The sequence below is a fragment of the Mycolicibacterium neoaurum genome, from assembly GCF_036946495.1.
In the GTDB taxonomy this organism is placed as follows: Bacteria; Actinomycetota; Actinomycetes; order Mycobacteriales; family Mycobacteriaceae; genus Mycobacterium; species Mycobacterium neoaurum_B.
The window spans coordinates 1414837-1428694 of record NZ_JAQIIX010000002.1 but is presented as its reverse complement, the minus strand read 5'-3'; the positions used below and the strand labels follow the sequence as shown (position 1 = coordinate 1428694).

Here is a 13858-nt window from a genome sequence, read left to right as displayed (position 1 = left end):
AAGTCACCGAATCTGGAACCCGAACGGTAGGGCAGGTCAAGCTGTCACCTGACCGTGCAGCAGACCCGTTCCGGGAACATCGAAAATCTATTAGTCGGATGCAGCCTTAAGCAATGTCGCCAAGTCCGACACCCACGGTTCAAAGTTCGTGTCGTCAGGATTCTCAAGGCCGCTCGTACCGCCATACCACAGGTCGTTGGTCCCAACTTTCCATAGATAGTTAGAGCTATGGATGCGTTGCGCGAAGAAATGCTCGCTGGTTAGGTCGGCCGCCTGCCAGCGCCGAACGAAATCCGCCGGCGCGTTGCCTACAGGGTGCACCGTGACGCACACACCCTTACCCCTCGAGAGGTAAAGCACGGCAAGCAGCTTGGCCGCAGCCCATGCGATCGAGTCAGAGTTGCTCCATTTACCAACCCAATCTTTCGCGCGTTCTACGTTCTTTGCCTCCCCTTCAGAGAGTTCAAGTTTCGGCAGATATTCACTCAGTGTTTTTAGCCATTGATCCATGGCGGCGTGGTAGTTAAGCACTTCCTCGATATCGAGGTTGCCGACTGAGTGCCTATTGACAATCAAGAGTATTCGCTGATCGCGGGTGCGGACAGACACTGTGTCGGCATGTAACACCTTCAAGTTGACGAGATGATTGATCGCCGCCTGCCAATTTGGCTGCGAGACAGTCGAATAGGTGGACTGCGCAGCATTCAGCGCCGCGTCGAGCCGCACGAATGGCGTTCGTTGGATGGCACGCAGGTCAACTGTCGCATATCCGCGAACAGATACAGCATTGGCCAATCGCGAGAAGTAATCTGCCATAACCATTTCCTAGTCAAAGAATCAGGTTCTACATTCGAAGCGTTGTCGATGGAAAGCTGGGTCACGCGAACGCGCGGATATGTTGGGATCGAATGAGCTCGCGTCATCCGTAAGCCAACATGAGGGATAGTGCGACCCGGCGGCTGTCTCGATTAAGCACACGTCCTCCCCGGAAGTTTCACCGGGATGCGGAGCTGTGAACTCCAGCCTTCAATGACGTGAATAAGTGTGGTGGTCGCAAGACCAGGTCGACGAACTAGACCATCCGAATTCCCACATGTACGTGATTGAAATGATTGCCACCTATATTCGTCTTATAGAGCAGCTGAACGCGATAGCCTCTCACAGTTACGCGCAAGTTGCCTCCGGTCCAGTTATTTACCCCGAGAAGAGCTGCGATCTTGGCGGCTGTGCGATCCATCTGAGGCGTCGGCGAACTGCCGTTTGACAGGTCGACAGCGTCCGACCGGGCTTGTGAGATATGGTGATCCGAACCCGTAGAACCGCTGGAACGTTTACGAGAAGTCACCGTCAACCCATTACGCACGCCGATATCGCGTGCCCTGTTAACGGGTGCGGCTGCGCCACCCCAACCCCCACCCGGAGGACCGAGACCGGTGACCGCCGCAGCAACAAGGCTATCGATCTCGTCTTCGTCGCTGTCGGAGGTCGCGACGTCATCGCCGACTTGTTGTAGAGAGTTGACATCTAGAGTCGCCCCCTTGGCAAACTTAAACTGATCGCATTCATGTTCGTCATTAGCGACGTCGTAGTCGAAACCGTTCGACATCGGATCCCCCCGTCAAATTGTTTGGTTGAAGCTTCTGTTCGGACTAACGGATTCTCCAAGAAGCTTCGAGCGCCACCGCTTGGGATCCGTCGGTGTGAATATGGCACATGACGCAACGGGTCTGAGCAAATCCGGATATTTGAATCGACGACAGTTTCATGAGCAAGGTTCTGCAACATTGTCAGCGAACATAGGTGCACCCTTCAACAAGCATTCTTCCCGCCGCGACGCTCTGGGCCGGAGTAGCTCGCTTGGATTTGCTTCCGCGCTGTGCGGGCGACAATGCACCTAAACCTTAACGGAACTACATGGGTACTTCATCTTGCAACATTCTCCACTCAATTTGCCAAAATCATGCCGAGTCAAAGAAAGTCCTGCTCTTCAGCAACTGGATGACGCAATCCAGCGATCTAATTAGTAACCGCCGACGCGCCGCGCATGATCGGCCTGAACCGGCGCGTGGTGACGTGTTCCCGCTGGGGAGTCCAGCCAGATTTGGAGTCCCGTGGCGCGATGTCGGGTCAGGGAGGGACGATGAACACACATGACGTGTCGGAAGCTGAATTCCGCGGAGGACATCGTAAGGAAGCTGCGTCGGGCGGATGAGCTGGCTGCCGGGGGCAAGACTGGTGAGGAGACCGCTGCCGAGCCGTAGGTCCCGCCGGCCACGCTGTACAACTGGCGGCGCAGCTACGGCGGCATGGACACGGAATGCTGCCACGGAGCTCAAAGAGCTGCGCGAGCGGAACGCCCGGTTGGAAGCGGCTGTCGGCCGAGGCTGAGCTGGAGTAGGACGCCCTCGTGAGATCGCGAAGGGAAAATTCTGAGCCAGCTGCCAAGTCACCGTGCCGTCGACGTGATCAAAATCACTTTGAATATGTCGGAACGGCTGGCGTGCAAAGCCGTTGGGCTCGCCCGCTCCACCTACCGCCGCCTGCCCCTGGCGCAGACCCTGACCGATCCAGACGGCGAAGTGAGCGCTGCGGGAGGCGGCCGCGATTGCCGGCTGTCTAAACACCGATCTTCATCAGCTGCTCATGCGACCGCCGTGTCGACGCGCAGGCATCGCTGGATGAAACAACCGCCAGTCGCATCACGGGAACGTACGTAGCGCTGGCGGCAGAGCGGATCACGGTTGGTGAACTGCATGTGAGATGGACCGACACGCAAGGCCCCAGAAGGAGACGACCGTCTCGACTCGCGGATCTACGTGGCCTGCCGATGTCGAGCTTCGGTGGGCAGCGTTGGCCGCCGCGGACGTACACGCAACTGCGGTGCGTGTCTGGGTCGCCGAGCTGTCGGAAGCGGGCACCGGCCCGGTGACGATAGATAACGCCGTAAGTGCCTCGTGGTAGACCCTGGACATAGCCGTCGACGACCGTTCGGTTCCTCGCGTACACGGGACTGCGCTGGGGAGAGATGGCGGCCATGCACGTTCGCGACGCCGACATGCTTCAGCGACGGGTTCACGTTCGCCAAGCGGTCGCCGTGGTGCGGGGCGGCTTAGTGTGGTCGACACCAAAATCACACGAACACCGATCCGTACCGTTTCCAGCCTTTCTGGCCAGCGAGTTGGCGGCGTCGATGGTCGGGGAAAGATCGAGACGCACTGATCTTCGCAGCTGCGGTGGCGGAGTTCTTCGTGTCTCAAACTGGCGGCCGCGGGTCTTCAACAAGGCGGTGAATCGGCTCACGAAATCCGTGCGGGCGTTTCTTGTGGTAACCCCGCACGATCTACGTCACGCGGTCGCCTCCCAGGTGATCAGCACCGGAGCCAACGTGAAGGACGTGCAGACAATGCTTGGTCACGCTTCGGCAGTGCTGAGCTTGGAACACCTATGCAGACCTCTTCCCGGACGGACCTAGAGCGTGCGTTCGTGGCACTGGATATGGCGCGAAGCGAGTCGCTTAGCTGCGGACCAGCTACGGACTGCAACGAAAGAAGGCCCCGAGCTGGATAACCAGTCAGGGCCTTCATCACACTGTCGGGGTGGCGGGATTCGAACCCACGACCTCTTCGTCCCGAACGAAGCACGCTACCAAGCTGCGCCACACCCCGAGTGAAGCCACGACAGCGTATCGCACCGGATGGCCGGAAAGCCAAACGGCCTCCCCGGGCCGCGAAGCGTGGTTTCGGAGGCCTGCCGGACGGGGCATTCACAAGCCGAAGCCGGTACCGGGAAGCAACTGACGCCCACCCGGCGTTGTACCACCCGAAGGACACCGTTCGGGGGCGTCCGCACACAGAAACGAGGCCGATATGACCGACCTGGGAGCGTTCGTCTACATCACGTTCTTCGGCGTCGCGGCATTGTGGCTGTACCTGTCCGGCCGTGGGCCCGTGCGCGGCGCGGACACGGCCGAGGATCAGTTCCAGCGCCCCGAGGCCTCGAACTCGGCGAGCTTTTCCGCCGATGTCGACGAGTCCAACCCCTGGCTGCTGAGCCATTCCGCGTCGAAGTAGGTATCGCGGTACCGGTCGCCGCTGTCGGCGAGCAACGTCACCACCGAACCGCTGCTTCCGGCCGCCATCATGTCGGCGAGCAGCGCGAACGCGCCCCACACATTGGTGCCTGTCGACGGTCCCACCCGGCGGCCCAACACCTTACTGACGTGGTGGGCGGCAGCCACCGACGCGCAGTCGGGCACGGTCATCATCCGGTCCACCACACCGGGCATGAACGACGGCTCCACCCGCGGGCGGCCGATACCCTCGATTCGCGATGACACACCGGTCTCGATATCGAGGCGGCCCTGCTCGTAGGCCGGGAAGAACGCCGAGTTCTCCGGATCGACGACACATAGTGCAGTGCGGTGGCGCCGATATCGCAGATAGCGCCCGATGGTGGCGCTGGTGCCCCCGGTGCCGGCACCGACGACAATCCAGTCCGGGATCGGGTGAGCCTCCCGTGCCATCTGCTCGAAGATCGATTCGGCGATGTTGTTGTTGCCCCGCCAGTCGGTGGCCCGCTCGGCATTGGTGAACTGGTCGAGATAGTGTCCGCCGGTCTCACGGGCCAGCCGTTCGGCCTCCTCGTAGACCTGCGCCGAGCGGTCCACGAAATGGCAACGGCCGCCCTGCGATTCGATCAGCGATACTTTCGCGGCACTCGTCGAGCTCGGCATGACGGCGATGAAGGGCAAGCCGAGCATCGCCGCGAAGTAGGCCTCGGAGACCGCGGTGGACCCCGATGACGCCTCGATCACCGTGGTGTCGGGACCGATCCAGCCATTGCACAGCGCGTACAGGAACAGTGAACGCGCCAGCCGATGTTTGAGACTGCCGGTGATATGGGTCGTCTCGTCCTTGAGATACAACGCCACATCGAAACGGTCCGCCCACGCCGCTGGCAGTGGATAGCGCAACAGGTGGGTGTCCGCGCTGCGATGGGCATCGGCCTCGATCAGCCGGACCGCATTGTCGACCCAGTCGCGGGGGCTCACCGTACCGATGCGGTCGGATGTGCTTGTCCGGCATGGGTTCCGACGGCCGGTCCCGTGGCCGGCGCGGCGACCAGGGTGAGCAGGGTGGCCTCCGGGCGGCAGCAGAACCGCACCGGCGCGTACGGCGATGTGCCGAGCCCGGCCGAGACGTGCAGCTTCATGTCCGCGCCCCACTGCGACGCACCCTTGGCGCGTGAACGGTCCAGATCGCAGTTGGTCGCCACCGCCCCGTAGAACGGCAGGCACAGCTGTCCGCCGTGGGTGTGTCCGGCGAGCACCAGCTGATACCCGTCGGCGGCGAAACGGTCCAGCACCCACGGCTCCGGCGAGTGCGTGACACCGAGCGAAAGATTGGCCTTCGCGCTGGGAGACCCCGCGATGGTGTCGTAGCGATCCCGCTTCAGATGCGGATCGTCGACACCCGCGGCGGCGATCTGCAGGCCGGCCACCTCGAACTCGCGACGGACATGGGTCATGTCCAGCCAGCCGCGCTCGGTGAACGCCGCGCGCAGATCCTGCCACGGCAGCGGGTCCCCGTGGATGCGTCGTTTTTTGTTGAACAGGTAGTTGGTCGGATTCTTCGGCTTGGGCGCGAAATAGTCGTTGCTGCCGAAGACGAAGACACCCGGCACCGACAGCAAGTCCCCGAGGGCCTGGACCACGGCCGGTACGGCCTTCTGGTGGGACAGGTTGTCGCCGGTGTTGACCACCAGGTCCGGCTGCAAGGACACCAGCTCGCGCAACCACTCCTGCTTGCGTCGCTGACGCGGCAACATGTGCAGATCCGACAGGTGCAGTACCCGCAGCGGGGTCGACCCCGGGGTGAGCACCGGCATGGTCAGTTCCCGAAGAGCGAACGCGTTGCGCTCGATCAACGACGCGTAACCGATGCCGGCGACCAGGCTGCCTGCGGCGATAGCGGCGGTGTTCTTCAGGTGCGACATGGCAGCAGTTTACTCACCAGATCACGGTGGTGGCGGTGGTGCAGGTGGCGGCGGGGGGCCGAGCACCGGCACGGTGATCGGCGGCAGACCCGGGATCTGGACCACCGTGGAGCCCACCATCGGTGGCACGCCAGGGATGCCCACCGGTGGCGGCGGAGGCGCCGGCGGGATGCCATTGCTGGTGAGGATGGTGATGATCGAGCCGGGGATGGTCTGCCCGGTCGGCGAGGTGCCGACCACGGCGCCGCGCGGTGACCCGGAATTCACCTCGGTCGGCTGATCGGCAACCTGGAAACCGGCGGCGCGCAACCGGTCCCGCGCCATGCTCAGATCCATCCCGGCGACGCTGGGCACCCGTGATCCCGGACCGCCGTCGACATAGCGCGGATCCGTCGGCGGCAGCACCACGGTGTCCGGTGTCAGCGGTTTCATCGCGGTGAACCAGGTGCGGGCGGGCTCGTTACCGCCGAAGAGGTTTCCGGAGCCACACTGGCGCAGCGGGAAAGAGCACAACTCGCTGGGCTGTGTCGAATCGTCGTAGATGTAGTTGGCGGCGGCGAACTCGCTGGTGAACCCCAGGAAGGCCGAGGAGCGGTTGGACTCGGTGGTGCCGGTCTTGCCCGACATCGGCAGATTCCACCCCGCCGACCCGGCGGCCCCGGCCGCGGTACCCGAGCCTCTGTCGTCCTCGCTCATCGCGTTGGCCAGGGTGTTGGCCAATCCCTCGGGCACGACCTGCTCACAGGTCTCGGTGGTCACCGCGACCTCATTGCCGTGCCGGTCGAAGACCTGGGCGATGGGATTCGGCGGGCACCACACCCCGCCAGAGGCCAGCGTGGCGGCGACGTTGGACAGCTCAAGGCCGTTGACCTCGATCGGGCCGAGGGTGAACGACCCGATGTTCTGCCGCTTCACGAAATCGGCGAGGCTCTCGTTGCTCTCGGGGTCGTAGTCGCGGGCAGTACCCGGCAGCGCGTACGAGCGCAGGCCCAACCGGACCGCCATGTCGACGGCCCGCTGCACCCCGATCTGGGAGATCAGCTTGGCGAATGCGGTATTCGGCGAGGTGGCCAACGCGTCGGTGACGCTCATCGAGTCGCGGTAACCACCGGCGTTGCGGACGCACCAGGTGGCCGGCGGGCACCCCGGCGAGCTGCTGCTACCCAGGCCCTTGGCCTGGAACGCCGCGGGCACGGGCAACTGGCTGTTGATGCCCATACCCATCTCCATCGCTGCGGCGACGGTGAAGATCTTGAACACCGACCCGGCGCCGTTGCCGGCCAGCGAGAACGGTTGGGGCTGCATTGTTTCGCCGGCCTCGGTGTTGAGTCCGTAGGTGCGATTGCTGGCCATGGCCAGCACCGGGTGCGCTTCCTTGCCCGGCCGGATCACGCTCATGACGCTGGCCACCCCGGCGGTGTCGGCGGGGGCGAACTGGTTGACCGCGCTCTTGACCGTGGCCTGGACGTTGGGATCCAGTGTGGTCTTGATCAGATAACCGCCCTTGGCGACCTGATCCTTGCTCAACCCGGCGCGCGCCAGGTAATCCAGCGCGTAGTCACAGAAGAACGCGCGGTCACCGGCGGCGATGCAACCACGGGGCAGTTCCTTGGGCTGCGGGAGCACTCCGAGCGGCTGCTCGCGCGCCGCGCGCAGCGCCTCGGCCTCTTGCGGAACATTCTCGATCATGGTGTCCAGCACGACATTGCGGCGAGCCAGCGCACCCTCGGGGTTGGTGTACGGGTTGAGCACGCTGGTGGACTGCACCATGCCCGCCAGCAGGGCGGCCTGCTGCCAGTTCAGCTCGCTGGCGTTGATGCCGAAGTAGGTCTGTGCGGCGTCCTGCACACCGAACGCGCCGTTTCCGAAGGAGACCAGGTTGAGATACCGGGTGAGGATCTCCGGTTTGGTCAGCGTCTTGTCCAGCGTCAGGGCCATCCGGATTTCGCGTAGCTTGCGGGCCGGCGTCGTCTCGATGGCAGCGCGTTTCTCGGCATCGGTCTGGGCGACCACCAGCAGCTGGTAGTTCTTGACGTACTGCTGCTCGATGGTCGAACCACCGCGGGTGTCCAGGTTGCCGGACAGGTATCCGGAAAGACCGGTCAGGGTGCCCTGCCAGTCCACGCCGTTGTGCTCGGCGAACCGCTTGTCCTCGATGGACACGATGGCCAGCTTCATGGTGTTGGCGATCTGCTCGCTGGGCACCTCGAACCGGCGCTGGGTGTAGAGCCAGGCGATCGGGTTGCCCTGTGAGTCGGTCATCGTCGACACCGCGGGGATGTCACCCTCGACCAGCTGAGCCGAGCCGTTGGCAACCACATCGGAGGCGCGGTTGGACATCAGACCGATACCGCCGACGACAGGAAACATCAATCCGGCGGCGATCACGGCGGCCAGCAGGCAGCACCACATCAGCTTGATGACCGTCACCGGTACCGGCGGTCGGCGCTGGGGCTGGTCGGACATGGGTTACAGCGTAGCCAGCGGGTCCAATCGGGGCCCTCGGGCTGCCAATTCCGGCGCTCGGAGCGGCGGACTGCACGGTCGTCCCAAAAAAGTGTGATCTGACTGTTGCGTAAAAGCCCCTCTACCACCTAGCTTGAACACACAATGCGATTCAGGTAACACTCCTGACGCAATGTGGCGCAGATTACACACGCTTAACAGGGGTCGGAGTAAAGGGGAATGCAGGTGTCGGTTACATCGTCTGCCACGTATAGGAGTGCCGCAACGCACACCCCGACGGCCACTCCGGGAGCCGAGGCCGAAGCCCGCATCGCGTGGGTCTCGCAGGCCCGCTGCCGCCAGGCCGATCCCGATGAACTATTCGTCCGCGGCGCCGCTCAGCGAAAGGCGGCGGTCATCTGCCGGCACTGCCCGGTCATTGCGGAATGCGGTGCCGATGCGTTGGACAACCGCGTCGAGTTCGGTGTCTGGGGCGGCATGACCGAGCGTCAGCGCCGCGCACTGCTCAAGCAGCACCCCGAGGTCGTCTCGTGGGCCGACTTCTTCGCCGCCCAGCGCAAGCACCGCAGCGCGGTCTGAGCGGGGTTCGACCGCCGTCGGTGTGATCAGCTGCCCGTCAGCTGATCACCGATGGCGCGCAGTGCCTCCAGATCCGACACATCGAACGGCAGCGACGGCACGCCGACGATCGCGACGTGTGGGTTGGCCCCGGTGAACCGCGACAGCAGTCGCACTTCCCGTTTGGCCGTGGCCGCCCGCGCCGCGTGAACCCGCAGCACCGCCGAACTCACGTTGCCCTCACCCTTGGTCGCGTCGATCGCGTCGGCGGCTTCGGTGGCCTTGTCGGCCGCCAGATTGCACAGCGTCGGATGGGTGCGGTTGAGGATCAAACCCGCCAGCGGCATGTTCTCGCTGGAGAGTCGGTCGACGAAGAACGACGCCTCGCGCAGTCCATCCGGTTCGGCGGCCGATACGACGACGAACTGGGTGCCGCGTCGCTTCAACAACTCGTAGGTGCGGTCGGCCTTCTCCCGGAAGCCGCCGAACGTCGCATCCAGTGACTGCACGAATCCTGCGGCGTCGGAAAGCATCTGGGAGCCCAGCACCGTCGACATGCCCTTCATGGCCAGGCCCACCGCGCCGGTGACGATGCGCCCGATGCCGCGGCCCGGCGCCAGCAGCATCCGCCAGAGTCGGCTGTCCATGAAGCTGCCCAGCCGTTTCGGCGCGTCCAGGAAGTCCAGCGCGTTGCGTGACGGCGGCGTGTCCACCACCACCAGATCCCATTTGTCCTCGGCCAACAGCTGGCCGAGTTTCTCCATGGCCATGTACTCCTGCGTGCCGGCCAGCGACGTGGCAACCGTTTGATAGAACTGGTTCTCCAGGATCGAGTCGGCGACTCCGGGACCCGAATACTGCACCACCATCTCATCGAAGGTGCGCCGCATGTCGAGCATCATCGCGTGCAGTTCACCGGTCACCTCGGGGGCGAGCGGAACCCGCTGCGGGTTGTTGCCGAGGCTCTCGATTCCCAGCGCCTGGGCCAGTCGCTTGGCCGGGTCGATGGTCAGCACGACGACCGTGCGTCCCAGTTCCGCTGCGCGCAGTGCCATCGCGGCGGCCGTGGTCGTCTTGCCGACACCACCGGCACCACAGCACACGATGACCCGGTTGCTGGTATCGGCAAGGACAGCGCCCAGATCGAGGGCGGCAGGAGAAGTGCTCATATCAGCGGTTCCTTCGGCTCTTCGTGCGAGCGCTCATCGCACTCCCTGGGCGGCAAGTGCTTCGGCCAGTTCGTAAAGGCTGCCCAGATCGACACCGTCGGCGATGGCCGGCAGCTGCAGTCGGGCGACATCGAGCTCTTCGAGCAGCTCGGCACTCTCGGCGCGGGCCGCGATCCGGGTGGCGTGCTGGATCGACTCCGTCAGTAGGCCCGCGAAATCATCGTCGGCCAAGGTGATTCCGGCGGCGCCCAGATCTGCGCGGATGGTCTCGGCGTCGAGATCTCCCTGGGCCGCCCTGGTGAGATCGTCCTGGGACAGATACGACGGGATGTTGCGGTTGACGATGACGCTGCCGATCGGCAGCTCGAGCTCGCGCAGTTCGGCGATCGCCTCGATGGTCTCCTGGACCGGCAGCGCCTCCAGCAGGGTCACCAGATGGATCGCGGTCAGCTCGGAATGCAGGATCTTGACCACGCCCTCGGCCTGGGAGTGCACCGGTCCGCCCTTCGCCAGCTCCGACACCGCCTTGGTGACATCGAGGAATCGGGAGATGCGTCCTGTCGGGGGCGCGTCGACGACGATCGCGTCGTAGGCACTTTGGCCGGATTTGGCCGTCTTGGCCGGATTGTCGGAGCGGACGACGAGCTCCTTGATCTTTCCGGTGAGCAGCACATCGCGCAGGCCAGGTGCGATCGTCGTGGCGAATTCGACGGCCCCGATGCGGCGCATCGCGCGTCCGGCGATGCCGAGGTTGTAGAACATGTCGAGGTACTCGAGGAAGGCCGCCTCGGTGTCGATGGCCAGCGCGTTGACCTGACCGCCGCCCTCGGCGGTCGCGATCTTGACCTCCTCGTAGGGCAGCGGCGGCACATCGAAGAGCTGGGCGATGCCTTGGCGTCCTTCGACCTCCACCAGCAACACCTTGCGGCCTCCGGCGGCCAGCGAGAGCGCCAGCGCCGCGGCGATGGTCGATTTGCCGGTACCACCTTTACCGGTGACGAAGTGCAGACGTGCCTTCGTCAGGCGGGACGGCCAGCCGACCGGCCTGCGGTCGTCGGATGCATGTTCCACGCCTGCATGCTATCCATGGCGGGAGCCCCGGCGGATAAGCTCTGCGTCATGACTGAAGTGAGCCGTTGGGAGTACGCCACCGTGCCGTTGCTGACGCACGCCACCAAACAGATTCTGGACCAGTGGGGCTCGGACGGCTGGGAGCTGGTGTCGGTGCTTCCCGGTCCCACCGGTGAGCAGCACGTCGCGTACCTCAAGCGGCCGAAGTGAGCCATTCGCAGCGGCTGGGCGAGCTGGGTATCGAGCTGCCCGAGGTCGTCGCACCGCTGGCGGCCTACGTGCCCGCGGTGCGGACCGGCAATCTGGTCTACACCTCCGGGCAGCTGCCGATCCGTGACGGCGCTCTGCAGTCCACCGGCAAGGTCGGCGCGGAGGTCAGCGCCGAGGATGCCAAAGAACTGGCCCGGCTGTGCGGATTGAACGCGCTGGCCGCGGTGCACGCGCTGGTGGGCATCGACGCGGTGGTGCGGGTGGTCAAGGTGGTCGGATTCGTGGCGTCGGCCAAGGATTTCGACGGACAGCCCGGTGTCATCAACGGCGCCTCCGAACTGTTCGGTGAGGTGTTCGGCGACAGCGGTGCGCATGCGCGCTCCGCGGTCGGGGTTTCCGAATTGCCGCGGAACGCACCGGTCGAGGTCGAGATCATCGTCGAGGTCGCGTAAGCGGCCGAGCATGAGTAAGAGGTCGCGTAAGCGGCCGAGCATGACTGAGAGGTCGCGTAGTTGCAGCATCCCGCGTACGGCGAGCTGAGGCCGGTCTGGCAGACCGACACCGTGTCGGCCTCGGTACTGCTGTGCAACAACCCCGGGATGATGACGCTGGAAGGCACCAACACCTGGGTGTTGCGCGGGCCTGGTAGCGACGAGCTGGTGATCGTCGACCCGGGACCCGATGACGACGAGCACATCGACCGGATCGCCGCGCTCGGCACGATCTCACTGGTGCTGATTAGCCACAAGCACGGTGACCACACCGATGGCATCGACAAGCTGGTCGACCGCACCGGCGCCGTGGTCCGCGCCATCGGCAGCGGTTTCCTGCGTGGACTCGGTGGGCCGCTGTCCGACGGTGAGGTCATCGATGCCGCGGGGACGCGTATCACCGTCATGGCGACACCGGGGCACACCAGCGATTCGCTGTCTTTCCTGGTCGAGGGTGCGGTGCTGACCGCCGACACCGTGCTGGGCCGTGGCACCACCGTCATCGACGACGAGGACGGCAGCCTTGGCGCGTACCTGGATTCGCTGCATCGGTTGCAGGGGTTGGGACCGCTGCATGTGCTCCCTGGGCACGGACCCGATCTGGGGAACCTGGCCGAGGTGTCGGCGCAATACCTGGCCCATCGCCATGATCGACTCGATCAGGTCCGGGCGGCGCTGCGCGAGTTGGGGGAGGACGCCACGGCCAAGCAGATCGTCGAGCATGTCTACACCGATGTCGACGAGAAGCTGTGGCCCGCCGCGGAGAAGTCGACGCAGGCGCAGCTGGACTACCTCAGACAGTGATTTCGGCGCGGAAACGCCCGCTGAGCGAACGAAACCGCGCCGAAATCGGGTGAAGAACTACCGCGCGCGGCGCGCCAGGCGCTCGCTGTCGCTGATCAGAACGCTCTTGCCCTCCAACCGGATCCACCCGCGGTGGGCGAAATCGGCGAGGGCCTTGTTCACGGTCTCGCGGGAGGCGCCGACCAGCTGGGCGATCTCCTCCTGGGTGAGGTCATGGGTGACGCGCAGCGCGCCGCCTTCCTGGGTGCCGAACCGCTGAGCCAGCTGCAGCAGCTGCTTGGCCACCCGGCCGGGCACGTCGGTGAAGATCAGATCCGCGAGGTTGTTGTTGGTACGCCGCAGGCGGCGGGCCAGCACGCGCAACAGCTGCTCGGCGATCTCCGGGCGATCGGCGATCCAGGCACGCAGCGCCTCACGGTCCATCGAGACCGCGCGCACCTCGGTGATGGTCGTGGCGCTGGAGGTCCGGGGTCCCGGGTCGAAGATCGACAGCTCGCCGAACATGTCCGACGGGCCCATGATCGTCAGCAGATTCTCCCGGCCATCGGGGGAACGTCGGCCGATCTTCACCTTGCCGGAGGTGATGATGTAAAGCCGGTCACCGGGCTCGCCCTCGGCGAACACGGTATGTCCGCGCGGAAAGTCGACGGGCTGCAGCTGTTTGGTCAGCGCAGCGACCGCGGTGGGTTCTACCCCTTGGAAGATTCCGGCCCTGGCCAGGATCTCGTCCACGTTGCCCCTCTTAAGCTCATCCAGTGATATGACATGCACAGGCCAACCGACTAGCTGGTTAGCGAATTCAGTCTAGTGGTTGGCATGTCGGCGACGAGCCAACGCTACACACGATTGGCCTGGCGGGTCGCCGGAAACTGCGGATTGGCCCGCCGCGCAGGTGCTGGGCGAGTCGGCAATCCGGCGTATTCCAGCGGCACCTGACGGATCGGTTGGGTGCGCTCTCGGACGTCGCGACGCCGAACGGCCGCCGTCTCCCGCTCGAGGCCGGATTCCAGCCGCTCGAGCCCGAAGGTCGCCAGCATGAGCAACCCCGGGATGAAGCACACCAGCAACCACGACACATCGAAGAGTAAACACGCT

At 64.5% G+C, this 13858-nt stretch carries 14 protein-coding genes and 1 tRNA gene; 5 read left to right on the top strand and 10 right to left on the bottom strand.

Translation table 11 applies throughout. From position 1 onward, the window contains the following. Positions 1–90 precede the first annotated feature (90 nt). Positions 91–816, bottom strand: a complete 726-nt coding sequence (locus tag PGN27_RS12275) for a hypothetical protein (RefSeq protein WP_335326365.1) — start codon at positions 814–816, stop codon at positions 91–93. Positions 817–1072: 256 nt separating this feature from the next. Next, a complete protein-coding gene (locus PGN27_RS12270) occupies positions 1073–1606 on the bottom strand; it encodes a hypothetical protein (RefSeq protein ID WP_335326364.1) in 534 nt (177 codons plus the stop codon). Between the two features lie 1419 nt (positions 1607–3025). On the opposite strand from PGN27_RS12270, the gene PGN27_RS25735 reads away from it, so the two are divergent. Further along, the gene (locus tag PGN27_RS25735) at positions 3026–3472 is read left to right on the top strand and encodes a tyrosine-type recombinase/integrase (protein WP_418888591.1); all 447 of its coding nucleotides are present in this window, start codon (positions 3026–3028) and stop codon (positions 3470–3472) included. 119 nt (positions 3473–3591) lie between these two features. Here the strand turns inward: PGN27_RS25735 and PGN27_RS12265 are convergent. From PGN27_RS12265 to ponA2, 4 genes are all read right to left on the bottom strand, one after another. Continuing rightward, positions 3592–3665 (bottom strand) — tRNA-Pro (locus tag PGN27_RS12265). 308 nt (positions 3666–3973) lie between these two features. Next, positions 3974–5050 (bottom strand): L-cysteine desulfhydrase Cds1, encoded by a 1077-nt coding sequence (cds1, locus tag PGN27_RS12260; protein WP_335326363.1) that lies wholly within the window; start codon positions 5048–5050, stop codon positions 3974–3976. After that, positions 5047–5994 carry a metallophosphoesterase gene (locus PGN27_RS12255; RefSeq protein ID WP_335326362.1) on the bottom strand — a complete coding sequence of 316 codons (948 nt, stop codon included), beginning with the start codon at positions 5992–5994 and terminating at the stop codon, positions 5047–5049. The genes cds1 and PGN27_RS12255 overlap by 4 nt, the downstream gene beginning before the upstream one ends. A gap of 21 nt (positions 5995–6015) precedes the next feature. Beyond that, positions 6016–8460 carry a transglycosylase/D,D-transpeptidase PonA2 gene (gene ponA2 / locus PGN27_RS12250; protein WP_335326361.1) on the bottom strand — a complete coding sequence of 815 codons (2445 nt, stop codon included), beginning with the start codon at positions 8458–8460 and terminating at the stop codon, positions 6016–6018. Positions 8461–8685: 225 nt separating this feature from the next. On the opposite strand from ponA2, the gene PGN27_RS12245 reads away from it, so the two are divergent. Next, positions 8686–9039, top strand: coding sequence for a WhiB family transcriptional regulator (locus PGN27_RS12245; RefSeq protein ID WP_418888590.1), 354 nt, complete (start codon positions 8686–8688; stop codon positions 9037–9039). Between the two features lie 26 nt (positions 9040–9065). On the opposite strand, the gene bagB is transcribed toward PGN27_RS12245, so the two are convergent. Continuing rightward, positions 9066–10187 carry an ArsA family ATPase gene (gene bagB / locus PGN27_RS12240; protein ID WP_335326359.1) on the bottom strand — a complete coding sequence of 374 codons (1122 nt, stop codon included), beginning with the start codon at positions 10185–10187 and terminating at the stop codon, positions 9066–9068. Between the two features lie 33 nt (positions 10188–10220). After that, complete coding sequence (gene bagA, locus PGN27_RS12235) at positions 10221–11258, bottom strand: ATPase BagA (RefSeq protein WP_335326358.1); 1038 nt, start codon at positions 11256–11258, stop codon at positions 10221–10223. Positions 11259–11306: 48 nt separating this feature from the next. Here bagA and PGN27_RS12230 point away from each other — a divergent pair, with 48 nt between their 5' ends. Genes PGN27_RS12230 through PGN27_RS12220 form a run of 3 tightly spaced genes read left to right on the top strand, consistent with a single transcriptional unit; the run spans position 11307 to position 12763 of the window. Further along, on the top strand, positions 11307–11468 hold the full coding sequence (locus tag PGN27_RS12230) for a Sp36 family protein (RefSeq protein ID WP_023986385.1): 162 nt from the start codon (positions 11307–11309) through the stop codon (positions 11466–11468). Beyond that, on the top strand, positions 11465–11920 hold the full coding sequence (locus PGN27_RS12225; protein WP_335326357.1) for a RidA family protein: 456 nt from the start codon (positions 11465–11467) through the stop codon (positions 11918–11920). The genes PGN27_RS12230 and PGN27_RS12225 overlap by 4 nt, the downstream gene beginning before the upstream one ends. Positions 11921–11980: 60 nt before the next feature. Beyond that, complete coding sequence (locus tag PGN27_RS12220) at positions 11981–12763, top strand: MBL fold metallo-hydrolase (protein ID WP_335326356.1); 783 nt, start codon at positions 11981–11983, stop codon at positions 12761–12763. Between the two features lie 57 nt (positions 12764–12820). On the opposite strand, the gene crp is transcribed toward PGN27_RS12220, so the two are convergent. After that, positions 12821–13495, bottom strand: coding sequence for a cAMP-activated global transcriptional regulator CRP (gene crp / locus PGN27_RS12215; RefSeq protein ID WP_019510750.1), 675 nt, complete (start codon positions 13493–13495; stop codon positions 12821–12823). Positions 13496–13599: 104 nt separating this feature from the next. Further along, complete coding sequence (locus tag PGN27_RS12210; protein WP_335326355.1) at positions 13600–13839, bottom strand: hypothetical protein; 240 nt, start codon at positions 13837–13839, stop codon at positions 13600–13602. Between the last annotated feature and the right edge of the window lie 19 nt (positions 13840–13858).

Excerpts from the sequence above, each read along its gene's own strand:
- PGN27_RS12275 (WP_335326365.1), bottom strand. The coding sequence starts at position 816 with ATGGCAGATTACTTCTCGCGATTGGCCAATGCTGTATCTGTTCGCGGA.
- PGN27_RS12270 (WP_335326364.1), bottom strand. The coding sequence starts at position 1,606 with ATGTCGAACGGTTTCGACTACGACGTCGCTAATGACGAACATGAATGC.
- PGN27_RS25735 (WP_418888591.1), top strand. The coding sequence starts at position 3,026 with ATGGCGGCCATGCACGTTCGCGACGCCGACATGCTTCAGCGACGGGTT.
- PGN27_RS12255 (WP_335326362.1), bottom strand. The coding sequence starts at position 5,994 with ATGTCGCACCTGAAGAACACCGCCGCTATCGCCGCAGGCAGCCTGGTC.
- ponA2 (WP_335326361.1), bottom strand. The coding sequence starts at position 8,460 with ATGTCCGACCAGCCCCAGCGCCGACCGCCGGTACCGGTGACGGTCATC.
- bagB (WP_335326359.1), bottom strand. The coding sequence starts at position 10,187 with ATGAGCACTTCTCCTGCCGCCCTCGATCTGGGCGCTGTCCTTGCCGAT.
- PGN27_RS12230 (WP_023986385.1), top strand. The coding sequence starts at position 11,307 with ATGACTGAAGTGAGCCGTTGGGAGTACGCCACCGTGCCGTTGCTGACG.